Here is a 25,295-nt window from a genome sequence, read left to right as displayed (position 1 = left end):
TTATGGAATAGCGTTAAATCCTGGGTATACTCTTTCGCCTTCCTTTTTTTCTCAAACTGCAAGGTGTGTGAACTTCCTATCGGTCTGTCACGACGATCTGATGCCTTCTGTGCCTGGGAGTTTTATGACATTTAGGCCCCAAAATGATGCAAGCGCGCAACGTTCATCACGTCGGAACCCTTAGCAGGTTGCAGGCAGGATGAGCGAGCTATGCCAGACATACACGGCTAAATTAAGCGTGTTTTCAACCGTGGGTTCGTCCGATAAGGCAGCTCAATCCAAGAAAAACCGTAAAACGGCGTACACGCGTGCGCTCGGCGTTTACAATGTTCCCAGCGCTTCCCGAGCTCGACGATGCCTTCAAAAAAGGCGGTTGGATCATTCACCCCGCGTGGCGGATTGCAATAGAGGCCCGTTTTTTACGGGCCTTTGCTTTCCAGATTTGGATGCAAGCATTATCCAAAGCTTATTGGCGGTATTTGCCAGCATGTCCCCGAGCCCCTGCCAAGTTCGCAAGAAATGGCAGGGCTTTGTTCCGTTTGTAGTCCGGGATCGAGTATGAGGCGTGTCAGAAAAGTCTTGCTATCGTTATTAAGGAAACGAAGGAATTATGAGTCAGTTCCGTATCGAACATGATTTGCTGGGAGACCGACAAGTCCCCGATGAAGTCTATTATGGTGTTCATACCTTGCGTGCCAAGGAGAATTTCCACATTACCGGTACGCCTATTTCAACTTACCCGGAACTGATTAATGCTCTGGCGCTGGTCAAGCAGGCCGCTGCGCAGGCCAATTTCAAACTGGGTTTGTTGGAGCAGGACAAGCACGATGCCATCGTGGCGGCATGTCAAGCCGTTCAAACGGGTAAATGTCACGAGCATTTCGTGGTAGACATGATTCAAGGTGGCGCCGGTACCTCGACCAATATGAATGCCAACGAGGTTATTTGTAATCTGGCCTTGGAGCATATGGGTCACAAGCGGGGCGAATACCAGTATCTTCACCCCAATGAAGATGTGAACATGGCCCAAAGCACCAACGACGTTTACCCGACGGCGCTGCATCTGGCGGCCTACCGTTCGCTGGACCCCTTGTTTGCCTCCATGGAGCGTTTGCGTGATGCGTTCCTGAAAAAGTCCGAGGAATTCTCCTCGTACATGAAGATTGGTCGCACCCAGCTGCAAGATGCAGTGCCCATGACCCTGGGTCAGGAGTTCAACGCGTTTGCCACCATGATTAACGAAGACATCGTGCGCCTGAAGGAATCGCGCAAACTGATGTGTGACGTGAATCTGGGCGGTACCGCCATTGGCACGGGCATTACGGCCCACCCTGATTACGCCGAGCTGGCGGTGGCTGCCTTGTCTGAGCTGTCCGGTGTGCCGTTGCGCGTATCGGCGGACCTGATCGAAGCAACGCAGGATTGCGGTGGTTTCCTGCACCTGTCGGGCGTGTTGAAGCGCGCTGCCGTCAAACTGTCCAAGCTGTCCAATGACTTGCGTCTGCTCTCGAGCGGTCCTCGTGCCGGTATGGGTGAAATTTGTCTGCCTGCCGTGCAAGCTGGCTCGTCCATCATGCCTGGCAAGGTCAATCCGGTGATTCCAGAAGTGGTCAACCAGGTTGCCTTTGAAGTGATCGGTGCTGACATGACCGTGACCATGGCCGCCGAAGCAGGTCAACTGCAGTTGAACGCGTTTGAGCCCGTGATTATTCACTCCCTGTTGCGTAGCATGGCTTTGTTGAGCAATGCATGCGACACGTTGACTCAGTTCTGCGTGGTGGGGATCACGGCCAACCGTGAATGCCTGGAGAGCAATATCGAGCGTTCCATTTCGCTGGTGACTGCCTTGAATCCGTTCATCGGTTACAAAGCGGCTACCTCGGTTGCCGCCGAAGCCTTCCAGACCGGTACCAACATTCGTGATGTGGTTCTCAAGCGTGGCCTGATGGACGCTGAAACCCTGAACGAGGTATTGCGTGCCGAATCGCTGATCCAACCCCGTGATCTGCGTGCTGCTGACCCAGCCTGAACCATTCTGAACCAGGCCTGATTTGGCCAGTCTTGGCCGACGCCGGTAACAGTTTGGGAAGCCTCCATTGTGGAGGCTTTTTTCTGCCCGCTTGTTTCGTGTCAGAGGCTGGGTGGTTTAGACCGCTAGGGTAATGCTCTATGGCGGTTGAGCGACGGCCCCCCTCATAATGGGAATCGGCATCGGGAGCGCATTTCGGGTTCCCGCCCACTGGAGCAGAGCCTGTGAGAGTTCTGGGATTTCAATTGTTGTTTGGTGATCACTTGGCACGCAGTGTGCGCGGGGTATCCTGCGCGCCCCCCTGCACGGTCTGAGTCCAAGTTGCAAGGCGTTTCACGCCATCTTTGATTACCTGATTACAACTGGAGTCTGCCATGACTGACTTGTTTGACAATCCTATGGGCCTGATGGGCTTTGAGTTCATCGAATTTGCCTCTCCCCAGCCTGGTCTGATGGAACCCGTCTTTGCGATGATGGGATTTACCAAAGTGGCCGTGCACCGTTCCAAGAAAGTCTCTCTGTATCGCCAGGGGGAAATCAATCTGATCCTGAACGAAGAACCCAAGAGTCAGGCGGCTTATTTTGCAGCCGAGCATGGCCCATCGGCTTGCGGCATGGCGTTTCGGGTGCGCGATGCGCAAAAAGCGTACGAGCGCGCACTGGAACTGGGCGCCCAGCCTGTGGACATTCCGACCGGCCCCATGGAGTTGCGTTTGCCCGCCATCAAGGGCATCGGCGGCGCTCCCCTGTACCTGATCGACCGCTTTGGCGAAGGTAACTCCATTTACGATATCGACTTTGTTTATCTGGAAGGGGTGGACCGTCATCCTGTGGGTGCAGGTCTTAAAGAGATCGATCACCTGACCCATAATGTCTACCGCGGTCGCATGGCCTACTGGGCCCAGTTCTACGAGCATCTGTTCAATTTCCGCGAGATTCGCTACTTCGATATCAAGGGGGAGTACACCGGTCTGACCTCCAAGGCGATGACGGCTCCCGATGGCAAAATTCGTATTCCTTTGAATGAGGAGTCCGCCAAGGGGTCGGGCCAGATCGAAGAGTTCCTGATGCAATTTAACGGGGAAGGGATTCAGCACGTTGCCTTTCTGACAGACGATCTGATTGCCACTTGGGACAAGCTCAAGGCGATGGGCATGCGTTTTATGACTGCGCCACCACAAACCTATTACGAGATGCTGGAGGGCCGCTTGCCCGGACATGGCGAGCCTACTGCCGAGTTGCAACGCCGCGGCATCTTGCTCGATGGCACATCGGAAGGGGGCAACCGCCGTCTCTTGCTGCAGATTTTTTCTGAAACCTTGATGGGCCCGGTGTTTTTCGAGTTCATCCAGCGCAAGGGTGATGACGGCTTTGGTGAAGGCAACTTCAAGGCCTTGTTTGAATCGATTGAGCGCGACCAGCTGCGTCGGGGTGTCTTGCAGGCACAGTAAAGCGGTTCCGTGCCAGTGCTCACACGACTGGCGCTGACCTGTCCCTCCTGTTTGGCGATGGCAAACAGGGGGATTTTTTTTGGGGTGTTCTAGCTATTGGCCCTGGATGTTGCGGGCTGGCTGCAGAATGCGAAAGAGCTCCAGCATCAGATCCGACTGAGTAATCATGCCCACCAGCTCTTGGTGATCGTTGACCACCGGCATGTGGCGATGCCGTCCCTGGCTGAACAGGGGGATCAGTTCGGCCACCGACCAGTTGGCATTGGCAGTGACGGCGGGACTGGTCATGATATCGGCCACGGTAGGTGCCGAACGCTGTCGGGGGCTCAGGAAGCGCCGGAGTCGCTGGCGCAGATTATCGGGCTGATCCAGCCCGGCACGCTGTAAAAAGTCCGACAGGGCCAGAATGCCGATCACCTGCTTGTTCTGGTCCAGCACCGGCAAGGCCTTGATCCTGCGCTCGCGCATCAGGTCCCAGGCCTGTTGCAAGGGCGTGTCGGCCTGGCAGGACAGCGGGGCATCGTTCATCAGGCTCGCGCAGCGACGGGTGCCCAGATTGCGCCGGAATGCCGACTGATGCACATAGCTGACCAGTTTTTCCAGATCATCGTGACTGATATTCAGCGTCTGCTTGTAATGGCTAAGCGCTGCATCATAATCCTGGTCGGTAAAGCGTGATGGTGTCGTGACCGCGCGCGTGGCGGGTTTATGGACTGGCGGGTAAGCCACGCCTGTCAGGCGGTTGTACAGCATGCCAAGCATAATCAGCAGGCTGGAGTCAAACATCACCGGAAACAGCACGAAGTCATAGTTCTGAATGCCATTGAGGGCCGGAAAGACGGCCATCGCCAGGCTGGGCGGGTGGACGCAGCGCAAGGCCAGCATGACCGGCATGCTCAGGCACACGGCCATCGTAATAGCAGCAATCGGATGAGGAAGAAAAATCGCGCAGCTAATGCCCGTCAGCGCGCCCACCAGATTGCCCAGCAACACATTCCAGGGCTGAGCCAGGGGGCTGGTCGGAACCAGGAAAATCAGCAAGGCACTGGCTGCCAGAGAGGCCACCAGCCAATGATGTGTATGCGCAAAATCCGACAGGTACAGGCTCAGGGAGGAAACAATCAGCACGCTGAGCGTGGCACCAAAGGTGGCACGCAACATTTCCGGGCGTGCAATGGCCAGGGACTTGGGGCGCAGGCTGTCAAACCAGTGACGAAGTAAAGCGGGCATTAGCCACCAGGGCAAAGAAGGACGACAGCCTCAGATCATACTGCTAACTGTTTATGTCAGGGCTGAGCCCCTTGCCGGATACCGGGAATGGCAACAGGACCTTTGCGCTCGGTGGCGATGTGCTGAGGGACGGAATCGACTGTGATCACGATGTGCTCGCGCTGTATCGAGTCCAGCAACACGCCGGGAGCCAGCTCCTGACCAGGGCGATACGCCCGTACAGACTGCTGATTGATACTGAGCAGGGCGGCGCCGCCCGTGCCGCTCACAATCATGCCGTGCAAGCGCAACTCCGGCAGGGCCGTGCTGCCGCCAAACCATTGCGCGATTTGCCGGGTGCTGATCTGCTCACTGTGGTCTTCGTCCAGCACGGGAGCAATCGTGTCCTGCGAAGGTAGGAACAGGTTGATCAGCAGCGTGATCAAGGCCAGCACAACGCCGGCCTGACACAAACGCAGCCAAAGATGTGACGGAAATATGGCGGAAATAATACCCATTTAGACTGCATCGCATAGTGCTTTGGCAGACGGCCTGTTTGGCTGTCTTAAGAGCTCTTATTGTGCGTGTGCTGCATGAAGCCCGTATGACAGGAGCTTGTCTTTTTGGGTGACTTACTTCTTTCATGTCTCGTCCTATTTTATTTCGTACGCCGGCGCGTACCCTGGCCAGACCGGCCAGCTCGCGCGTTCAACAAGGTTTTTCTCTGATTGAGGTCATGGTGGTCGTGGTCATCATGGGCATTATGGCGGCCTTGGTAGTTCCCAGCCTCATGGATCGCCCCGATCAGGCGCGCGCAGTGGCGGCCCGTCAGGACATTGCCGCCCTGACCCAGGCGCTAAAGCTGTATCGCCTGGATAACGGTCGCTACCCCAGCACGGCCCAAGGTCTGGCCGCCTTGCATCAGCGGCCCTCGCAGCCGCCAGAGCCTCGTAACTGGCGCTCGTATATGGACCGTTTGCCCAATGACCCTTGGGGCAATCCCTATCAGTATCTGCAACCCGGCGTTAATGGCGAGATCGATGTGTTCTCCTTGGGGGCGGACGGGCAGGCCGGCGGGTCCGGCAGTGACGCGGACATAGGCAACTGGGACTGACGTGACACAACGGGGCTTTTCCTTGATCGAGACTTTGGTGGTCTTGCTGATCGTGGGCATCGTCAGCAGCGCCGGCTTGAGTGTGCTGGTACTGGATCGTGATCAGGGAATACAGCGGGAAGCCCGCCAGCTGGCTCTGCGCCTGGCCGATGTACAGCGCTATGTACGTGAAAGCGGCCGAAGTGTGATCTGGAGTGCGGATCAGCAGGGTTATCGCTTCAGCCTGATTCCGGATGCCACCGATGGTTCCAGCCCAACGCCGGGATGGTTGCGCGACCAGGCCCGCTTTGCACAATTGTTTCCTGCGCGCTCCTGGTCGCTGGAGGCGCTGCGTGTGCGCCTGGATCCGGCAGGACCGTGGGTTTTCGTCAATGAGTGGTTGTCTGCGCCGCGTCAGTTGGAGCTGGATGATGGTCATGAGGTCCTGCATTTGCGCAGCGATCCCACGGGCCTTTTTGATGTGCAGTCATGACTGAGCGCGGCATGAGTTTGATAGAAGTATTGATTGCGCTGGCCATTGTGTCGGTGGCGCTGACTGCCGGGCTGCGGGCGCTGGGATTGAGTGCCTCGGGCAGCCAGGCCATGCATGAGCGCAGCCTGGCCTTGCTGGCCGCCGACAGCGTGATGGCCGAGATGCGATTGCGTCGTCTGTTTCCCGAGCCCGGTGAAACGGTGGTGTCGTGTCGCCAAGGGGGCTTGGATCTGCAGTGCAGACAGACGGTGCAACCCACGGCCAATCGTTTCTTTCGTCAGGTGACGATTCAGACTTTCTTGCCCAATGGCCCCGTGCTGACTGAACTGCATGCGACCCTGGCGTCCTTGCCATGACAGAGCCGGCTCAGGAGGGATTTACGCTGGTGGAAATGTTGGTGGCCTTGACCATCATGGCCTTGATCAGCCTGATGTCCTGGCGTGGTCTGGACGCAGTCTTGCACGCCGATGAGCAACTCAGTCGTCAGGCGCGTCAGACCCAGGCCCTGTTCAATGTCCTGTCCCAAATGGGGCGCGATCTGGAACTGCATCTACCCCCCGTGCTGTCTGCCCAAGACCCGGGCGCAGCGACGGCGGTCCTGCCGGCCAGTATCCGCTGGCAGGCTCAGGGCGAGGGGCCGGCCATCCTGATGATTGAGCGTCGCGCCGACGCAGGGGCGGGCACCCAGCATATTCAATGGCGTTTGCAGCATGGGGTTTTGCAACGAGCGATGAGTCTGGCCGGAACGGCTTACCCCTTGCCCGAACTGGGACCTTTGCAAGATGTTCTGGAGCAGGTCAGCGCATGGAATTTACGTATCTGGATTCCGGCGCGCGGCTGGCAAAGTTGGCCCTGGCCCGAGCAGGCGGGAGCAGCGGCCACAGGAATCGAGCTGACCGTGCAGCTCGAAGGTCAGGAGCATCCCTATCGCAAGGTGGTGATGCTGCTATGACACGCGCCAGACAACAAGGCATGGCCGTGATCAATGCGTTGGTGCTGGTGATGGCGGTGTCCATTGCCACCATGGGCATTGTGCAGCGTCAAAGCGGGCTGGCAAGCCAGTTGGCCAGTGAGCGTGACTATCTTCAGGCCAACTGGTTGCTTCGTGGTGCGCTGGATTGGGCGGTGCTGGTACTGCGCCTGGATTCGCAGCGCACGGCGGTCACTCACAAGGGTGGTCTGTGGGCCCAGGCCCTCAGTGAGCTCAAGGTAGAGACGCCGGACAAGACCCGGGCTGCCTATTTCTCCGGTTACATCCAGGATGAGCAGGGCAAGTTCAATCTGGCCCTGTTATTGCGGGAGGGGCGTGTGCAGGCCATGTATGTGCAGGCGCTGGAGCAGTTGCTGCGCAGTATTCAGCAAACGCCTTCTCTGGCGCTTGAGCTGGCTCAGCGCCTGGAGCTGGCACAGGCGGGGCAGGCACCCTGGCCCACTCATTTGCAGGATTTCTTCCCGGATGCACCCGTACTGGCCAAGCAGTTGGAGCCCTATCTGAGCTATTTGCCGCAGGCCAAGTCTCTGAATGTGAATACGGCCAGCGCTCAGGTGCTCGCCGCCGTGCAGCCCTCCGTCAGTCTGGTGGAGTGGCGAGGACTGCTGGAGCAGCGTGACCGGGGGCAATGGTTCCGGGATCAGGCAGATGTGCAGGCGCGCCTGCAGGCGCAAGAAGGGCTCAAGGGGCAAACACTGACAGTGCGCAGTGAATGGTTTTTATTAAGTGGTGAGTTGCGACTTGACCATAGCCGGGTGGCGACTCAGGCCCTGATCCACAGGGCCGCCGATCGCAGCCGGATTGTCTGGATTCGTTGAAGTGATGAGTAAAGTGCTGCGTATTTATCTGGACGTGCCGCCCAGGCTGGATCAGCCGGTGGACTTTGTGCTGCGGGACAAACGCGCCAAAGTCTTGCGTCGCGGTCGAGGAGAACTTGACGAGCTCAAGACCCAGGCCCGCTCCTTGGAGCTGGTTTTGCCGGCAGGGATGGCAACGGTGACCGAGCTGCGCCTTCCCGCGGTCAGTGCGTCGCGGCGGCAGGCTGTGGCCTGCAGCGCCGTGGAACCCCTGTGTCTGAGTCCGATTGAACAGGTGTGGGTGGCGTGTTCGGCCCCCGATCCTTCCGGGATGAGTCAGTTGGCCTGGACAGAGCGGCAGCCTTTGCTGGCGTTGGGGGCGCAGGCCCGCCAGACAGGTCTGCCCTTGAACGCGGTTTATCCCTGGTCCGAGGCTCACGCACAGGATCGACAGGGCAAGGGGCCGAGCGTGACGGTGCCAGCCTGTTCCTTGCTGATGCCCGAGATGGCCGCCAGCGGCACAAGTCGCGTCGTGCGCCACAGCCTTTGGTGGACGCTGGCCGCCGTGCTGAGCTGGACATTGGTTTTGCAGCAGCAGGCACAGGCCTTGCGGTCCCAGACGAAACAGCTGCAGACCCAGATGGAGCAGGCGGTTCGACAAGCCTTGCCGCATTTGCCTGTCATCGTCGCGCCCTTGACGCAGGCCAGCCAGCATCGTGATGCCTTGCTGTCGGAGAAAAGTCCTGCCTCCGCGCCGTTTGACCGCTTGTTGATGAGCAGTGCCATACAGTGGCCAGCCTTGCAGGGGCAGGTGCGCGCACTGCATTTCGACGATCAGCAGTTGCGTCTGACGCTGGCCAGTGACTTGCCGGCACAGCCCTTGCCTGCCGAGTCCGAACTGACCTGGAAGCAGGGGGATTCGGCCCGCCAGTGGGAAATAGGTTTGCGCAAAGAGGGGCAATCCAGCCAGCAGGAGGCGCAGCAATGAGCAAATTCACTGCCCTCCAGCCTGTCCTGCTGACCGTGCAAGGCAAGCTCGCCATTGCCAGACAGTATTGGCAGGCCTTGAGCCGCCGGGATCAACTGGCCTTGTCTGTATTGGGCGCTTTGCTGGCCTTGATGTTCTTGTGGCTGCTGCTGGTGCGCCCCGCTGTTCGTGATCTGGCCCTGGCCAAACAGGAATTGCCGCGCCTGCAGTACGAGATGGCGCAGTTGCAAACAGTCTTGGCGCAGATTCAGATTCTGGATAAAGCACTGGTGACGTCGGTCGATGCGCAGGGGCAGGACAAGGCCTTGCAGCGCAGTTTGCAAACGTTGGGCGCTCAGTGTCAGACAGAGGAGTCGCCGGCCGGGCAGCGTGTCTTGATCTGTCAGGCCGTAGCGGCTTCGGCCTTGATGGACTGGCTGCTGCAGACTCCCCGTGTTTTGGGCTTTGCTGTCCAGGAGCTCAGTCTCAGTCGCTCGGTGGTGGATAGCCGGGAGCGTGCAGGGCTGCTGGATGGGCGTATTGTGCTGCGCACCGGAGAGCCCTCATGAAAAAACTCACCAAGATTTTCGTGTTGGCCTTGCTGACGATGGGACTGTTGTTGGCCGCGGTGCCTTTTTTGCCAGCCCGTCTGATGCTGATCTGGCAGCCGGAGCGCTTGCCTTTGCGGCTTGAAACCGCGCATGGCAACCTGGCTTCGGGACAAGGCTTGCTGGTCGTGGGCTCGGGACTGCTGGCCCGTACGGTTCCTGGGCCGGTGAGCTGGCGTTGGCGCTTGACCCCTTGGCCGCAAATGGAATTGAACCATGATTGGCTGGATCAGCCTGTGCGACTGCAAGCCAGCCTGCAGGGCTGGCGAATATCCGGCCAAAGCCTGACGGTGCCCGCAGCACTTTTGGGGCGTCTGCATCCCTTGTTGCAGACCGTGCAACCGCAAGGTCAGTTACAGCTGCGTTGGCCCAGTCAGGCGTTGGCAGCCACGACCGGTCCGCTGCTGGAACTGGACTGGCGCAATGCGCGCTCTGCCTTGGCAGCACAGGCTCAGTTAGGCGATTACCAGTTGCTGGTCAGCCGCAAGGGGCAGGGCGTTCAACTGGGTCTGCGCACACTTCAAGGAGACTTCACTTTGGCCGGGCAAGGTCAGTGGGGGCCGGAGGGCGGCCTGTTTGAAGGGCGCGCTCAACCCAGACAGGCCGACGATCAACGATTTAATGAGTTATTAGAGGCCTTGGGGCCTCAGCGTCAGGGCGTGACCCATTGGCGGATAGCCACAACGACTAGCAAGCAGGATTAACGATATTTTGACTATGAGTACCTTGACTAAACGACTTCCTGGGCTGCGGCCTCGCTTCCTCTTAAGCCTGGGTGCAGCCGTGCTGTTGAGCGCCTGTGCCAGCAATGGTCAGAAACCTGAGCCCGGTCCCGACCCTTCTTCTTTTTTTGCCTCAGTGGGCAAGGCGCCGGTACGCAGCGGGCAGGCTGATCCGCGCTTTGCCAATAGCAATACGGCCTCTGCGGCCGTCACGCGGCGGGTACCGCAGCGGGTCGGGGGCAGTGCGGCGCCTATCGATTTGCCGGACCCGGCCGAGTTCCCGCAAGGCGACGACATTACGCTCAATTTTGTGGATGCGGAGCTGGATGGCGTGGTGGCGGCTCTGGCCCGTTTCACGGGTCAGAATTTTATTGTGGACCCGCGCGTGAAAGGGCAGTTGACGCTGGTGTCAGAGGTGCCGGTAGACGCCAGAACGGCCTACGAGATGCTGCTGTCGGCGCTGCGGATGCAAGGCTTTGCCGTCCTGCGTAATGGCAAGATCAGTCGGGTGGTCCCTGAAGCCGAAGCGCGCCAGCAGGGCGGTGCGGTGCGGGCGGCTGGTACCGGGGCCAGTGGCAGCGGTGAGCTGGAAACGCGGGTGTTTACCTTGCGTTATGAAAATGCGACCGCCTTGGTTCCGGTGCTGCGGCCGATGATTTCGCCCAATAATCCCATCAATGCCTACCCGTCCAACAATACGCTGGTGGTGACCGATTACGGTGACAATCTGGATCGTATCGCCCAGGTCATTGCGGGGATCGATACCCCCGCGGGCTTGAACACGGACATTATCCCGATTGACTACGGCGTGGCCCTGGATGTGGCAGCCCTGGCCTCGCAAATGCTCGATACGCCCGGCAACGATGTGGCGCAGCGCATTACGGTGGTGGCCGACCCGCGTAGCAACTCGGTCCTGGTGCGGGCAGGCAGTCCGGCCCGGCTGGATCTGGCCCGTGACCTGATCCGGCGTATTGACAGCCCGGAAAGCAATAAAGGCAATTTGCATGTGGTCTATCTGCGCAATGCTCAGGCGGTGCAGCTGGCTGAGGTGCTGCGCGGGGCCCTGACCGGTCAAGCGGCTTCGGGGAACGCGAGCACCGGGAATCAACAGTCAAATAGCAATAGCCTGGCACCCGCCGCCAATGCCGGTATCACCGGCGGTGCCAAGGCCATGGACACGTCGGCCACTGCCAAGCAGCAGCCTCAGGCCGAGATGGGTTTGAGCGCCGCAAACAGTGCCAGCGGCACCGTGGCTTTTAGCGCTGGCGGTGCCACTGTGCAGGCTGATCCATCCACGATTACGCTGATCATTTCGGCCCCCGATCCGGTTTACCGCAGCTTGCGTGAAGTGATCGATCAACTGGATCAACGTCGCGCTCAAGTGCTGGTCGAGAGCTTGATTGTGGAGGTGAATGCGGAGAATGCGGCCGAGTTTGGCATCCAGTGGATGACAGGCGGTGGCAATATTGCCGATGGAGGTTCAGGTTTTGTCGGGGGCGCCAATCTGGGCGGTAGCGGGATTAACAAGGCCGGGGTGACCACCCTGGATTCGTTGGCGGCGGGTTTAAGTCTGGGCGTGGTCAAAGGTACGGTGAACGTGCTGGGCCAGCAGATTGTCAATCTGGGCGTCCTGGCCCGGGCGATGGAGCGCCAGGGCGGCATTAATATTCTGTCCACGCCCAACCTGATGACGCTCGATAACGAAGAAGCCAGCATCATGGTGGGCCGTACCGTGCCCTTTGTGACGGGGCAGTACACGACCACGGGTGATGGGGCCAGTAATCCCTTTCAGACCATTCAGCGCGAGGATGTGGGCCTGACCCTGAAAGTGCGTCCGCAGATCTCCGAAGGTGGGACCGTCAAGATGGCTCTGTACCAGGAGGTCAGCAGCCTGGACCCTACGACGTCGGTATCACCCAGCACGCCTGTCACGCGTAAACGTGCGCTTAGTACCAATGTGCTGGTCGATGATGGGCAGATTATTGTGCTGGGCGGCTTATTGGAAGACTCGATTGAGGATGGTCAGCAATCGGTGCCCTTGCTGGGCGATATTCCGTTGGTGGGCAATCTTTTTAAATACGAGAAGCGCAAGCGCAGCAAGACTAATCTGATGGTGTTTCTGCGCCCCCATATCGTGCGCAATGCCCAGGATAGCCAGAGCTTGTCCCTGGACCGCTACAACTATATGCGTGCGCTGCAGACCACTTTGCCGGACCGCTCCACCTGGTTCCATCCGGATGCGGAGCATATGGTGCTGCCACAAGCTGCCGGCGCGCCAGGCGCCGTCGACTTGCGGGAGACACTATGAGTCGTCTGCCGTATTCCTGGGCACGTCAGCACCGGGCCGTGCTGACGCAGCAGCAAGGCGTGGGAACGCGGGTCATCAGCGAGCGCACGCCAGATTGGGCTTTGGTGGAGTTGCGTCGTCGTTACCCCGAGTTCGAGGAACGGCAAGTGCCCGATGCCCAGCTCGACACCCTGATTGATGCCAGTTATGCGCAGGGAGACGATGCCGCCAGCGTGGTGGATGCGGCGGCCAATGAGGTGGACCTGGATCGCTTGATGCAGGAATTGCCCGCCGTGACCGATTTGCTGGAGAACCAGGACGATGCACCGGTTATCCGCATGATTAACGCCTTGTTCACCCAGGCAGTGCGGGACGGAGCGAGTGATATTCACCTGGAGCCCTATGAAACCCATTCGGTGGTGCGTTACCGGGTGGATGGCCGTTTGCGCGATATTGTCAGCCCACGGCGCGCCTTGCACGGTGCCCTGGTGTCGCGTATCAAGATCATGGCCAGCCTGGATATTGCTGAAAAGCGGCTCCCTCAGGATGGCCGCATCGCCCTGAAGGTGGGGGGGCGGGCCCTGGACCTGCGCGTATCGATTCTGCCTACCGGCCATGGCGAGCGTGCCGTCATGCGTTTGCTGGACAAGTCGGCCGGACAACTGGAGCTGGAGCGGCTGGGAATGGCCCCGGACATCCTGGCCCAGCTTGATGAGCTGATTCACCAGCCTCATGGCATTGTGCTGGTCACCGGGCCCACCGGAAGCGGGAAAACCACAACCTTGTATGCAGCCTTGGGTCGCGTCGACACAGCGCGCAGCAATGTGCTCACCGTCGAAGACCCGATTGAGTATGACTTGCCTGGCGTAGGCCAGACGCAGGTCAATCCGCGTATTGAACTGAGCTTTGCACGCGCCTTGCGTGCCATCTTGCGGCAGGACCCGGACATTATCATGATCGGAGAAATCCGCGACCTGGAAACGGCGCAGATTGCGGTGCAGGCATCCCTGACCGGCCATCTGGTCCTGGCCACCTTGCACACCAACGATGCCGTGTCTGCTGCTACCCGTCTGGTGGATATGGGGGTGGAGCCGTTTTTGCTGGCGTCCACGCTGCGCGGTGTGCTGGCCCAGCGGCTGATACGCAAGCTGTGCCTGCATTGTCGTCAGCCCGCGGACCAGGGGCAGTATCGAGCCAGCCCGGAAGGTTGTGAACAGTGCGGCCATACCGGTTACCAGGGGCGCACCGGTATTCACGAGCTGTATCGGATTGATGAGCGGGCCCAGCACCTGTTAAATGCCGCGGGTGCCGAAGCCGCCTTGCGACAGGCAGCCCGTGAATCGGGCATGCGCAGCTTGCGCGAGGATGCCCAGCGCTGGGTGGAGCAGGGCATCAGCACCCAGGAAGAAGTGTTGCGCGTCACGCGCGAGTTATAGGCGGGTCAAACAAGATGGGTACCTATCACTATGAGGCGGTGGATCAGACCGGGCGCAGCGAGCGGGGCGTCGTGGAAGCCGACAGTGAGCGTCTGGCACGCCAGCAGTTGTTGACCCGTGGTCTGTTGACTGTTTCCCTGAAAGCGGGACGAAGTCGTGCCGCCGCTCGCGCCCGTAGTGCAGGCTTGCGCCGTACCGAGCTGGCCTGGTTGACCCGTCAACTGGCCAGTCTGGTGGCGGCTGGGCTGTCTCTGGAAGCCAGTCTGGGCGTGGTGATCGAGCAGTCCACCCGACGTCCGATGGTCCAGCTGCTGGCAGCCCTGCGTGCGGATATCCGTGCCGGTCATAGCCTGAGTGATGCCTTGGCCAGTCACCCGCGCGACTTCCCGGAAATTTATCGGGCACTGGTGCGGGCGGGCGAGCAGTCCGGAGAGCTGGAGCAGGTGCTGGACCGCTTGGCCAGTTTTATCGAAGAGAGCGGTGCCCTGCGAGGCAAGGTCTTGACGGCCTTTATTTATCCCGCCATCGTCAGCCTGATCTCCGTGGCGATGGTGGTGTTCTTGCTCAGCTATGTGGTCCCGCAAGTGGTGGGCGCGTTTACTCAGGCCAAGCAGCAGTTGCCTTTGCTGACCCGTGTAATGATCAGCGCCAGCGATTTGCTGCGTGAATGGGGAGGGGTTCTGTTTCTTGTGTTGTTGCTGGGGGGCGCCCTGGTGGCGTTTCTATTGCGACAACCGGCCTTGAAGCAGGCCTTTCACCGACGCTTGTTAGGGGCGCCGATTCTGGGCAGCTATTTGCTGGGGGTGGACACTGCTCGTTTTGCTGCCACGCTGGCGATTTTGGCTGGCAGTAATGTGGCCTTGCTGACTGCTCTGGAAGCTGCCGGACGCACGGTGTCCAATCTGGCCTTGCGTGACGCCGTCAATCAGGCAGCGGTCCATGTGCGTGAGGGTCTGCCTTTGGCGAGCGCATTGCAACGCAGTGGCCTGTTTCCGCCCTTACTGGTGCAATTGATTGCCAGTGGAGAAAAAACCGGTGAACTGGCTCCCATGCTGGACCGGGCGGCAAGGACTTTGTCGACCGAGCTGGAGCGCAAGGCCCTGACCATGACTGCCTTGCTGGAGCCGTTGATGATCTTGCTGATGGGCGGCCTGGTACTGCTGATCGTGCTGGCCGTCATGTTGCCCATTATTGAGATGAATCAGTTGGTGCAGTAAGCGGGTGTGGCAATACACATGCAAGGCGAAAGGCGCAGAGCGGTTCATCCTGATGCAGCATGCCGTGCTGGGCCTGCCCCATCGCCTGGGGGCAGTCAGTAGGGCGCGGCGTGTTCAGCCCGTAGCCTGTGCTTGGCTTTTGCATTGCCCGTTTGTCTATGCGGGTCAGGTACAGAGACTTCACATTCCTTGAGGCGGTGTGCCCGTTTGCCAGGCATAGCTCACTGATGGCAGCCCCATGCGTGGGTACCTGCCGTTGCTACTACGGATGCGTAAAAAAAACCCGATGCCTGTATTTGGCATCGGGGTAAAAAGTGTGCGTGGTGCGCACGCACACTTAGTCAGACAATAGAACGATAGATTCAGCGCCTTGAAGTCTTACAGGTAGGCGGGAATCCCCAGGGCTGGATCGCTGACGCCGTGCGCGCCAAACTCCACCCGGCCTGCGAAGCGGCGGTAGTAGCTGGGGTCGCTGTTGCTGCGAACCACGAAGTCGTACCAATGACCGCTGGATTTCAAGGCCCAGGATTGTTTGGACTGCTGGCCGGGTTCCACCGTGACTTCCCATGGACCGTCTTCACGATAGGCCATGGACTGGATGGTGAAGGTGCAGGCGGACTGGCCACCGTTCATCATTTCCAGATAGATATCGCCTTTGGTGATTTCGTAGCAGACACGAATCTCGGGGCGGGCGGCCTCGGCCTGGCCCAGCACGCTGACATCACCACGGAAGTGGCGGTGAAAGCCGTTCGGACCCAGTACCCACAGATCGTAGTGTCCCAGGTTGTTTGCCTGCGCGTCCCAGACATCATCGAGCATCTGGCCGGGTTCGACCATGTAGCGGCGTGGGATGCGATCCAGGTTGAGCTTGTCATAAACGTGGAATACAGCGGCCGCTTTGCCGGTGTTGGAAAACAGCAGCTGAACGCCTTTCTCGCTATCGCAGCGGGCACTGACGTGCAGTTCATAAGGCAGGGCGCGGGATGGACGCACACCCGTTTGCTGGACGGGAATACGCTGGTTGTCCACGGGCTGGGGTACCTGAGCCAGACGCTCCTGGGCACTGCGAATGGCATCGGCATCCTGACGGCTGCGTCGGCCATTCAAGGTGGGCAGTGGCTCATCGTTCGGGCTGGCGAAGTTAAAGGCCGAGGTCAGATCGCCACACACCGCGCGGCGGTAGGGGCTGATGTTCGGTTCCATCACGCCAAAGCGCTCTTCCATGAAACGGATGACAGAGGTGTGGTCAAACACCTGCGAGTTCACCCAGCCGCCACGGCTCCAGGGGGAGATGACATACATGGGAACCCGTACACCGGGGCCAAAGACCTTGCCGTCTTGCGGGGGCTGGCCGGCCAGACCCTGAGGGCTGGGGTAGTTGTAGTACTCGAAAGCCAGCTCTTCCTTGCTCAGGGTCGTCTTGCCGGCCGGTTTGCCGGTGACCGGGTCAATCGAAGGGGCCGAGGGCGAGGGGACGTGGTCAAAGAAACCATCGTTTTCGTCGAAGTTGACGAACAGAACGGTCTTGCTCCAGACCTCGGGGTTGGCCGTCAGGGCATCGAGCAGCTCCTGGGTGTACCAGGCACCTTGTACCGGGCTTGATGGGCCGGGGTGCTCAGAGTAGTTGGCTGGGGCCACGACCCAGGAAATCTGCGGCAGCGTGCCAGCTTCGACATCCTTGCGGATTTGCTCCAGAAAGCCTCCGTCGGGCATGGTGTTGGCAATGCCCTTGTACAGCGGGTTGCCAATATCGTCCGAAGGTTCGTAAGGAGTGTTGGTGGGTTTGCCCGATTGCTCGTTGGCAATGCGGTATTGCAAAAAGCCCGCCAGCGAGTTGTCGGTGAAGTTGTCGGGCAGGTTCTGGTAGACCTTCCAGCTGATTCCGGCTTCTTCCAGACGCTCAGGGTAGGTTTTCCAGGTGTAGCCGCCAACGCTTGAGGGCCGCAGGCTGTCCCAGGCGTTGTTGACGGTACATTCGCCCGAGCCGGTCGGACCGTTGGTACCCGTCCACAAGAACATGCGGTTGGAGTTCGTGCCGGTGTGCATGGAGCAATGATAGGCGTCACAGATGGTGAAGGCGTTGGCCATTGCGAACTGGAACGGCACCTCGGCTTCGCGGTAATAGCCCATGGAGTGACGGTTCTTGTGCTTGGGCCAGAAATCCATGCGACCGTGGTCCCAGGCGGCCTGACCGTCTGACCAGGAGTGGGGCGTACCGTTCACGCGCTGGGCATTGCCTTTGGTGGCATCCAGGTGATAGGGCAGGACGGTTTCGTTCGAGCTGACGTTTTGCTGCCAGACATTGCGGCCATTGGGCAGGGGAATGGTGAATCGGTCACCAAACCCGCGTACCCCTTTCAGGGTGCCAAAGTAGTGGTCAAAGGAGCGGTTCTCCTGCATCAGAACCACAATGTGTTCCACGTCCTTGATGGTGCCTGTCTTGTTGTTGGCAGGAATGGCCAAGGCCTTGCGAATGCTGGGGGGAAAGGCAGCCAGTGATCCGGCAGCCAGGCCGGCGCCAGTGACGTTACGTAGGAAGGTACGGCGTGAAGTCATTGTTCGTGATCTCGTCAACAATTAAGGGGCGCATTTGAGTTGTGCTGCGGGTTCGGGAGTGGGTTTGCCCGGCTCTGTCGGCTCTTCTGTCGAGCCGGAGCCACCCGAACTGTCCGTGTCGCTGCCGCCACCGCAAGCAGCCAGTAGGCCGCAGAGCATCAGCAGGACGGATGCGCGTTTAAGGCGCTCAACGGTGATGGAAGGGTGTGTTGGGGTCATGAAAAATCCTTGGTTGTGCAATCAGGGTTGGAGGCTGGACAGGGGCTTGCGCGATTCATAAATACTGGTCAGCTCGTCCGTGCTCAAATCGCGGTCCCAGATGGCCAGTTCGCCAAAGTCCATATTGATGTCGCTGCGGCCCCAGCGTTTGTAGTACTGGCCGGTGACGTCTTCGTTCAGCCCCAGCTCGCTGGTGCCGGTTCCGCCCAGCGCGGCAATGGTGCGGGCTTCCAGGGCGACCGATCCAAACTGCGCACCTTTTTTAGTGTCGAAGACATGTCCACGCATGATTCCCTTGGATTTGTCGATCACCACGGCCACATAGGCCCACTGGTCAGGGGTGATGTTGTAGCCCTGACTTTCATTGCGACCACCGCCATAACCGGTGTTAAAGCGGATGTCGCAACCGTTGGCGTTAAACAGGCCGAGCGCAAAGCCGGGGTTGTTGCCCGAGTCGTAGTTTTTGTTGGCCATGATGGAGGCGCCATAGCCGTGACAGTTGTCCGGGGTGCGGAACCAGAAGCCGATCGTCAGTTTTTGTGCACCACCGGTTCCCAACAGTTCGCGGCTCAAGGCCAGGCGATAGCCCCGGTTGCCATTGGCATCGGCCTTGCTGCCGAGCAGACGCAAGCCACCTTGGGGCTGGGTAGGGTCCAGGAAGTCGGCTGCCAGCAGTTCGCCGGCTGGAACGCCCGGGCTGGCTGGTTGCAGGCTGCTGCCGCCCTTGCTGTCGGTAAAAGGCTGAGCACTGAAGGTGTAATAGCTGCGCAGGCCGTCTCTCAGGGTATCGGCCAGTTTTGGAGGAGGCTGGTAGCCTGCTTCAGCTTGCAAGGTGGAGGCAGCCTGACCCGTTTTGACCGAGTAGCTCAGCGAGTAGACTTGGGCGTTCTCCGAGACAGGTAGCGGGTCGGAGTACTGGGTCGAGCCTGCGGGCAGGGTGGCAATCAGTTTGCCATCACGCATGATCTGGATTTCCTGCGAGGCATCGCCGTCCAGAACCCAGTTGAGGTCCACCATGTTTTTATCGGCTGGCTTGTTGAAGCTCAGGTTGCGGATACGGGTCTGGGCTTGCAAAGGCGAACCGCGAAAGGCGTATTGCTCACCCTGTACGCCCAGATGGGACAGAACAGTGGGAGCGATATCGATCACGGCGGCCAGCGTGTTCATGTCGGTGCTGCTGGTGACCTGGCCATCGATGGCAGGCAAGGACGCCAGGGTCTTGTTGGTGGCGATAAAGCTGGTTTTGTTGCGGTTGAACTGCGAGCCGGTGGCGCTGCCGAACTCGTCCATGCCGTAGCTGCTCGTCAGGATCAGCAACCAGTCTTCGGACGCATCAGCCTGCTTGCGCTTCTCAATCAGGGCCAGCAGCTTGTCCAGGGAAGCCAGCGACTCTTGAACCGCTTCCTGATATTGGGGGCTGCCCAATCCGGTTTGTGAGGCCGCACGAGCCGGCGCCTGGATCTGGGCCAGAATCAGGGATTTGCCCTCTTGCAGGTATTTCTGGGTCTGCTCACTGACGCAACTGTCCGAGTCGGTACAGTTGGCGGCTTCAATGATCCGGCCTTCTTGCAGGTCTGGCGCCCACAGCGTGCGGTAGTCTGCTGTGCTTACGGCCAGGGCGGCCGGTGTTGGCTCGGAGGCCAGCGCAACCAGAGTGGGGCTCTTGAGTTGTACCGGTTCCTGGCCGACGCCACGCAGGCCGTGTTGATCGGCCCAGACGCCCGTGATCAGGGAGGCCCAGCCCGGCAGGGGCAGGGTACGTTGTTCACTGGGGGTGCCGGTATAGCCGCCGGTTTGCGCCGGGGCAATAGTCAGGTTTTTCAGCGCAGGATGCTGACCCGCTTGGCGGGCTTGCTGCAGTGCGTCGTAGCTCAGACCGTCGATAGTGACAATCAGGGCTTTTTTACCACCCAATGCCTGGGGTTTATCGCCTGGCTCTACAGTGGGGGGCTCGGGATTGACATCGGGGTTTGCTGCACCATCATTGGTGCCGGAGCCGCTACCGCAAGCCGTCAGGAGCAGTGCCAGTGACAGGGAGAGCCCCGCCTGTTGCAGGCGTTGCACGGTAGGAGATTTTTGGGGACGTGAGGTGAAGGTCATACAGCCACTCAAGAAGAGGAGGTAAAAAGAGAGGCCGGACTGTGCGTGGGGGTGGGCTGCCCAGTCGGCATCGGATCAGGACTGCGGGCAGTGTAGGAAGGGCGTATGACTGCGCTGTGAACGGATCAGCAAATCCGCCGATGATTGGATTGTGTTTTATGCGGTTGGCTTGTTCAGGGCAGATAGGAAGGGCGGGGAGTGGTGACGGGCCGCGGCTCGGCGGGGATGTGGCGGTTTGATGGATGGTTTGTTACAGGGGAAGAAGGCGCGTGAGTTTTGAGCGAGTTTTTGTGCTCTAGGCTCAACGTTGTTGTTGGATGGCCGGATGGGGCGCAGCGGTCCCCTTGCCGACGCCGCGCGTCGGCACCCTTGGCAAAGTGACAATCGGGGCGCAGCCCGAACGTGCCTGTGCCTCCTGTGCATGCACCTGGAACAGTGCTCAAGGGCCTAAGGAATAATGTCTGGAATCTTTGCTTGGGCCGATGGCTGGTTTAAAGGCACGGCGGCGGTGTGGACGCGGAGTGGGGCGTAGACGATGAATGAGTGAAGCTGTAGTTGGGCGGCAGAAGGTGGTGCTCACTCGGGTCGAGCAGCCAATTCAGGCTGCTCTTGATTGGATGCATCGGGAGATGGAGTGCAGCCGGTTTTACAGCGCGTGTAGCGGTTGCGTCGGGAACGCCAGCATGGTGGGTTCGGCCAGCCCTGTCAGTGCTTGGATGACTTTTTGGGCTTGGTCCATGGGGGCGCTGCTGATGAAAGCGCTGGTGCCCGCCAGTGTTTGAGGGTTCAGGCAGTTGGCTTGTTGCAGGCGCCGATGGACTTGAGCGGCAACGGCGAAGGAAGGTTCCAGGATATGGAAGCGCGAACCACTGATGGCGTCGATAGTGGGGCGCAGGAAGGGGTAGTGGGTGCAACCCAGCACGAGTGTATCGGCCCGGCTTTGCAGGGCGGGGGCCAGGCGCTCGCGTAGTTCCGCCTCGATTTGCGGGCCGCTCAGTTGCAGGGCTTCAACGCGGTCAGCCAGTCCGGGGCAGGGAATGCGGATAATTTCAATGTCGCTGGCGTAGCGGTCGATCAGGCTTTGCAGGCCTTTGCTGTCCAGGGTGCGACTGGTAGCCATCAGGGCAACGCTACGGCTGCGGCTCAGTGCGGCAGCGGGTTTGATGGCCGGTTCGATGGCGATGATGGGAAGGTTCAGCGTGGCGCGCAGGGTCGGGGCGGCGACCAGGGTAGCCGTGTTGCAGGCGATGACCAGTGCTTTGCAGCCGTGGTCAACCAGCAGTTGTGCCATGCGCTGGGTGCGCTCAATGATCCATGCCGGGGAGCGGTCACCGTAAGGGGCGCATTGTGAGTCGGCCAGATACAGCAGATTTTCCTGGGGCAAGGATTGACGCAGGGCCCGCCAGATGGACAGGCCGCCCACGCCCGAGTCAAACAGGCCGATCGGGGCCTGAGCCAAGGGGGGCGGGATGGGTGAACTCATGGCACTGAACGTTTCTTGTGGAGCAAAGCTCGTATTATGGCGCGTTTGTGGGGTTTGGAGCAGGCTGTGGGGGCTGCTTGGGAAGAAAGTTAAGGTTTCCAGTTGCTACGACTGGGCGTGGTTTGGGGCGGCCCAGGGCAGGCCGCCCTTTTTGTGCTTAGGCCAGTTGCTTCAAGACGCCACCGACGGCATCAAAGAGTGAATCAAGCTGAGCAGGTGTACTGGTGAAGGTGGGACCAAACTGCAGTGTGTCGCCACCAAAGCGTACGTAAAAGCCCTGTTTCCACAGTTGCAGGCCCGCTTCAAAGGGGCGGATGGCTGGGTCGCCGTTACGGGGGGCCAGCTGGATGGCGCCTGCCAGGCCGCAGTTGCGAATGTCGATCACATTCGGGCTATCGCGCAGTTGATGCAGTGCCTGCTCAAAATGCGGTGCCAGTTCGGCGGAGCGTTGCAGCAGATTGTCTTGTTCCAGCAACTGCAGGGCAGCCAGTCCGGCGGCGCAGGCGACGGGGTGGGCAGAATAGGTGTGACCGTGGCTGAATTCCACGGCGTGCAGGGGCAAGTCCTGGCCCATGAAGGTTTGGTAGATTTCTTGGCTGGCAACGACTGCGCCCATGGGGATGGCGCCGTTGGTCAACTGCTTGGCCATGGTCATGATGTCGGGGGTGACACCAAAGTATTCGGCCCCGGTGTAGGTGCCCAGGCGGCCCAGGCCGGTGATGACTTCATCAAAGACGAGCAGGATGTTGTGTTGATCGCAAATCTGGCGCAGGCGCTGCAGGTAGCCGGCAGGTGGCACCAGCACGCCTGCCGAGCCCGAAACGGGTTCGACAAACACGGCAGCGATGGTGCTGGCGTCGTGCAGTTCGATCAGTTTCAACAGTTCGTCGGCCAGGGCAGGGCCCCCTGTTTCGGGCTGGCCGCGCGTGAAGGCGCAGTCTGCCTGCAGTACGTGGGGCAGGTGGTCGGCATCCATCAACTGGCCGAACATTTTGCGGTTACCGCCTATGCCGCCCAGGCTGGTGCCGGCCACGTTCACGCCGTGGTAGCCACGAGCACGGCCAATCAGACGGGTTTTGCTGGCCTGGCCTTTGATACGCCAGTAGGCCCGTACCATCTTGACGACGGTATCGGTACATTCCGAACCGGAGTTCGTGAAGAAAACATGATCCAGACCGTCGGGGGTGTGCTGGGTCAGCTTGTCGGCCAGTTGAAATGCGGCGGGGTGTCCAAACTGAAAGGCGGGAGAGTAGTCCAGTTGCCCGAGTTGACGATGTACGGCTGCCTGGATTTCATGGCGAGCGTGTCCGGCACCACAAGTCCAAAGCCCGGACAGACTGTCAAAAATCTGGCGGCCTTCCTGATCGTAGAGCCAGTTTCCTTCCGCCTTGACGACCAGGCGCGGGTCTTGCTGGAAGTGCCGGTTCGCCGTAAAGGGCATCCAGTGGGACTGGAGATTGAGTTCACTGGCAATCTGCTGTGGCGCAAAGTAGGGTGAGTTCATAGCGGTCTCCTCAAGGCGGTGAATACCCCCAGTGTAGGTGGCTAAGTTGTTGAGTAAAATACGTTTTTATTTAACTTCACTTATTGTTTTACTCACCTATATGCAACTGAAAGGACTCTTGCAGGTTTCCGATTTTGATTTGCGCCTGTTGCGTGTGTTCAGAACGGTGGCGCAGGTGGGCAGCTTTTCGGCGGCGGAGGGCGTGTTGGGGATTACACGCTCGGCCATCAGCTTGCATATGAGTGATCTGGAAAAACGTCTGGGTGGCATGCGGCTGTGCCAGCGTGGCAGGGCTGGTTTTGCCTTGACCGAAGAGGGACGACAGGTGTTGCAGGCCAGTGAAACGCTGATGGCGGCAGTAGAAAATTTCCGTAGCGAGGTCAATCAGCTGCATTCCAGCTTGCGGGGGGATTTGAACATAGGCTTGATGAACAGTCTGATTTCCCAGCCACATATGCACATCACTTCGGCCTTGCGCACCTTGCGTCAGAACAGTGAGGCGGTACGTGTACACATCAGCATGAGTACGCCGGGAGAGATCGAGCGCGGTTTGCTGGAAGGCCGTTTGCACATGGGGGTCCTGCCCGAAACCAATGCGCTCAGTGGGTTGGAATACCGCAGGCTTTATGATGAGCCCTATTTTCTGTACTGTTCCTGGGAGCACCCACTGTTTGAGCAAGCACAACAGGGGGAGGTCTCTGCACAGTCCCTGTGTCGGGCGGCAGCGATTGCGCCTACCTACCGGATGAGCCCGGAGGCGATTGGACAGCACCAGGATTTGAACTGTGTCGCCACGGCCAGTGATCGGGAAGGAATTGCTTTTTTGATTCTGACGGGGCAATACATTGGTTTCTTGCCTGAGCACGTCGCCGCGCGCTGGGTGGAAAAAGAGCAGATGATTGCCGTGGACCCGCAGCAACGCCGATTTACGATTCCCTTATCGCTGGCCATGCGCAAGGACAGGCGGGCCCATGCGATTGTGGATTATTTCCTTCGTGTGCTCGAGAGCGAGTCAAGGCTCTGAAACCTGCCCCATCGGCTGACAGTCCGTCATTTCTGAAATAGCCAGGGGCGGCATAAATCGCCCGGAATCGTCGGCACAGGGTCATGGTGTTCTGCTCAGGGATGAGCGCAAACAAATCGTTAAAAGGATTAAGCGCACTGACACAGCGTAGTGTTAGGCCACACATAATCAGCCGCTAGGGTAATCGCTAGTACAGACGATGGTGCAGGCTATGTAAGAATTGCTTCGATCGCGATTTCAGATCGCTGCTATATGTTCGAATAGAGACGACATCCGCTGCCAATGATGCCAGCGTGGGTGTTGGGCAAAAAGGCCCAGACTGGTTCAATGCTTGAATCCGTCTGGGCCTTTTCGTTTGCCTCAAATAGATCCGACTTTGTAGTTAGGTCGCAAACTAATTGAGGCCCTGCTTCGCGGCAGTATGTCATCGCGAGACACAGAGCTCACGCAGCGTCAGCACGGTCTGACGCCAGCCAGGCCGGAATCGTCACCTTGTTTTGGAGGCTTATGCCATGTTGGGTGTTGCGCTTTTCTTTATTGGGGCCGTGCTGATGGTGAATGGCGTGGGGTTGACCGGGCGTATTGAAAGTCGGGACCTGGCCCCCTTCAATTTGCTGGTGGGCTTGCTGGCGCTGTTCATCAATTTGCTGGGATTGCAGCGCGGCGAGCACATGGCAGATTATTTTGCCGTTGCCGGTGGACTGCTGTTTGCTTTCACTTATCTGTATCTGGCCGTCGTGCAGTGGTATGGCTTGAAGGGCGTGGGTTTTGGCTGGTATTGCCTGTTTGTGGCCATCAGCGCTCTGGCCTTTGCCTGGACTGCCAGTGATCCACGCCTGGTCACTTTGTGGCTTTTGTGGTCCAGCCTGTGGTTTTTGTTCTTTCTGTCCTTGGGGCTGGGCCGGTCCTTGCGCATCTTGCCCCTGTACACCGTCCTGATCGGGGTACTGACCTGCTGGTTGCCCGGTACCCTGATGTTGATGGATGCCTGGTAGTGCGGCTGGGCAGACCGGCCGGGAGGAGAGGCCGCAGGCATGCTGTTTCTTTGGAGTAACCTGATGCTCGCTCGTAGTGTTCACCGGCCGGTTTGTAGACCTGCTGCCCTACCA

The 25,295-nt window shown here is 59.4% G+C and carries 22 protein-coding genes; 15 read left to right on the top strand and 7 right to left on the bottom strand.

What is annotated here, in order from left to right; genetic code table 11:
- Positions 1-610 precede the first annotated feature (610 nt).
- Positions 611-2,029 carry an aspartate ammonia-lyase gene (aspA, locus tag FE795_RS13145; protein WP_003803135.1) on the top strand — a complete coding sequence of 473 codons (1,419 nt, stop codon included), beginning with the start codon at positions 611-613 and terminating at the stop codon, positions 2,027-2,029.
- 374 nt (positions 2,030-2,403) lie between these two features.
- Positions 2,404-3,480: a 4-hydroxyphenylpyruvate dioxygenase gene (gene hppD, locus FE795_RS13140; protein WP_003803137.1), complete on the top strand. Its 1,077-nt coding sequence runs from the start codon at positions 2,404-2,406 to the stop codon at positions 3,478-3,480.
- Positions 3,481-3,573: 93 nt separating this feature from the next.
- On the opposite strand, the gene FE795_RS13135 is transcribed toward hppD, so the two are convergent.
- Both FE795_RS13135 and FE795_RS13130 read right to left on the bottom strand, forming a co-directional pair.
- Positions 3,574-4,710 carry an HPP family protein gene (locus FE795_RS13135; protein ID WP_003803139.1) on the bottom strand — a complete coding sequence of 379 codons (1,137 nt, stop codon included), beginning with the start codon at positions 4,708-4,710 and terminating at the stop codon, positions 3,574-3,576.
- A 56-nt stretch (positions 4,711-4,766) separates the two neighbouring features.
- The gene (locus FE795_RS13130; RefSeq protein ID WP_003803141.1) at positions 4,767-5,207 is read right to left on the bottom strand and encodes a hypothetical protein; all 441 of its coding nucleotides are present in this window, start codon (positions 5,205-5,207) and stop codon (positions 4,767-4,769) included.
- A gap of 125 nt (positions 5,208-5,332) precedes the next feature.
- On the opposite strand from FE795_RS13130, the gene gspG reads away from it, so the two are divergent.
- From gspG to gspF, 11 genes are read left to right on the top strand one after another with little or no spacing between them, the layout of a single operon-like run.
- Positions 5,333-5,803: a type II secretion system major pseudopilin GspG gene (gene gspG / locus FE795_RS13125; RefSeq protein WP_219235051.1), complete on the top strand. Its 471-nt coding sequence runs from the start codon at positions 5,333-5,335 to the stop codon at positions 5,801-5,803.
- Between the two features lies 1 nt (position 5,804).
- A complete protein-coding gene (locus tag FE795_RS13120; protein ID WP_003803146.1) occupies positions 5,805-6,275 on the top strand; it encodes a type II secretion system protein in 471 nt (156 codons plus the stop codon).
- Positions 6,272-6,631, top strand: coding sequence for a type II secretion system minor pseudopilin GspI (gene gspI, locus FE795_RS13115; protein WP_003803147.1), 360 nt, complete (start codon positions 6,272-6,274; stop codon positions 6,629-6,631). The genes FE795_RS13120 and gspI overlap by 4 nt, the downstream gene beginning before the upstream one ends.
- Positions 6,628-7,227, top strand: coding sequence for a PulJ/GspJ family protein (locus FE795_RS13110; RefSeq protein ID WP_003803149.1), 600 nt, complete (start codon positions 6,628-6,630; stop codon positions 7,225-7,227). Before gspI ends, FE795_RS13110 begins: the two co-directional genes overlap by 4 nt.
- Complete coding sequence (gene gspK, locus FE795_RS13105; protein ID WP_219235049.1) at positions 7,224-8,084, top strand: type II secretion system minor pseudopilin GspK; 861 nt, start codon at positions 7,224-7,226, stop codon at positions 8,082-8,084. The genes FE795_RS13110 and gspK overlap by 4 nt, the downstream gene beginning before the upstream one ends.
- A gap of 4 nt (positions 8,085-8,088) precedes the next feature.
- Positions 8,089-9,051, top strand: coding sequence for a GspL/Epsl periplasmic domain-containing protein (locus FE795_RS13100; RefSeq protein ID WP_219235046.1), 963 nt, complete (start codon positions 8,089-8,091; stop codon positions 9,049-9,051).
- On the top strand, positions 9,048-9,599 hold the full coding sequence (gene gspM / locus FE795_RS13095; protein WP_219235044.1) for a type II secretion system protein GspM: 552 nt from the start codon (positions 9,048-9,050) through the stop codon (positions 9,597-9,599). The genes FE795_RS13100 and gspM overlap by 4 nt, the downstream gene beginning before the upstream one ends.
- Positions 9,596-10,342 (top strand): type II secretion system protein N, encoded by a 747-nt coding sequence (gene gspN, locus FE795_RS13090; protein WP_219235042.1) that lies wholly within the window; start codon positions 9,596-9,598, stop codon positions 10,340-10,342. Before gspM ends, gspN begins: the two co-directional genes overlap by 4 nt.
- Before the next feature lie 13 nt (positions 10,343-10,355).
- Positions 10,356-12,668, top strand: coding sequence for a type II secretion system secretin GspD (gspD, locus tag FE795_RS13085; RefSeq protein WP_219235040.1), 2,313 nt, complete (start codon positions 10,356-10,358; stop codon positions 12,666-12,668).
- The gene (gene gspE, locus FE795_RS13080) at positions 12,665-14,083 is read left to right on the top strand and encodes a type II secretion system ATPase GspE (protein WP_003803163.1); all 1,419 of its coding nucleotides are present in this window, start codon (positions 12,665-12,667) and stop codon (positions 14,081-14,083) included. The genes gspD and gspE overlap by 4 nt, the downstream gene beginning before the upstream one ends.
- Positions 14,084-14,097: 14 nt before the next feature.
- Positions 14,098-15,300: a type II secretion system inner membrane protein GspF gene (gspF, locus tag FE795_RS13075; RefSeq protein WP_003803166.1), complete on the top strand. Its 1,203-nt coding sequence runs from the start codon at positions 14,098-14,100 to the stop codon at positions 15,298-15,300.
- A gap of 378 nt (positions 15,301-15,678) precedes the next feature.
- On the opposite strand, the gene FE795_RS13070 is transcribed toward gspF, so the two are convergent.
- From FE795_RS13070 to FE795_RS13050, 5 genes are all read right to left on the bottom strand, one after another.
- A complete protein-coding gene (locus FE795_RS13070) occupies positions 15,679-17,856 on the bottom strand; it encodes a phosphocholine-specific phospholipase C (protein ID WP_219235039.1) in 2,178 nt (725 codons plus the stop codon).
- A 21-nt stretch (positions 17,857-17,877) separates the two neighbouring features.
- The gene (locus FE795_RS13065; protein ID WP_100214876.1) at positions 17,878-18,075 is read right to left on the bottom strand and encodes a hypothetical protein; all 198 of its coding nucleotides are present in this window, start codon (positions 18,073-18,075) and stop codon (positions 17,878-17,880) included.
- 21 nt (positions 18,076-18,096) lie between these two features.
- Positions 18,097-20,175 (bottom strand): LamG-like jellyroll fold domain-containing protein, encoded by a 2,079-nt coding sequence (locus FE795_RS13060; RefSeq protein WP_219235038.1) that lies wholly within the window; start codon positions 20,173-20,175, stop codon positions 18,097-18,099.
- 646 nt (positions 20,176-20,821) lie between these two features.
- Positions 20,822-21,658 (bottom strand): glutamate racemase, encoded by an 837-nt coding sequence (murI, locus tag FE795_RS13055; protein ID WP_003803172.1) that lies wholly within the window; start codon positions 21,656-21,658, stop codon positions 20,822-20,824.
- 157 nt (positions 21,659-21,815) lie between these two features.
- Positions 21,816-23,162, bottom strand: a complete 1,347-nt coding sequence (locus tag FE795_RS13050) for an aspartate aminotransferase family protein (RefSeq protein WP_003803174.1) — start codon at positions 23,160-23,162, stop codon at positions 21,816-21,818.
- Positions 23,163-23,280: 118 nt separating this feature from the next.
- Here FE795_RS13050 and FE795_RS13045 point away from each other — a divergent pair, with 118 nt between their 5' ends.
- Both FE795_RS13045 and FE795_RS13040 read left to right on the top strand, forming a co-directional pair.
- Positions 23,281-24,186: a LysR family transcriptional regulator gene (locus FE795_RS13045; RefSeq protein WP_329956475.1), complete on the top strand. Its 906-nt coding sequence runs from the start codon at positions 23,281-23,283 to the stop codon at positions 24,184-24,186.
- A gap of 512 nt (positions 24,187-24,698) precedes the next feature.
- On the top strand, positions 24,699-25,181 hold the full coding sequence (locus tag FE795_RS13040) for an AmiS/UreI family transporter (protein ID WP_003803176.1): 483 nt from the start codon (positions 24,699-24,701) through the stop codon (positions 25,179-25,181).
- Positions 25,182-25,295: the final 114 nt, after the last annotated feature.

It is taken from the genome of Alcaligenes ammonioxydans, from assembly GCF_019343455.1.
Lineage (GTDB): Bacteria > Pseudomonadota > Gammaproteobacteria > Burkholderiales > Burkholderiaceae_B > Alcaligenes > Alcaligenes ammonioxydans.
The sequence above is the reverse complement of the archived record's forward strand: the minus strand, read 5'-3'. Positions and strand labels throughout refer to the sequence as shown.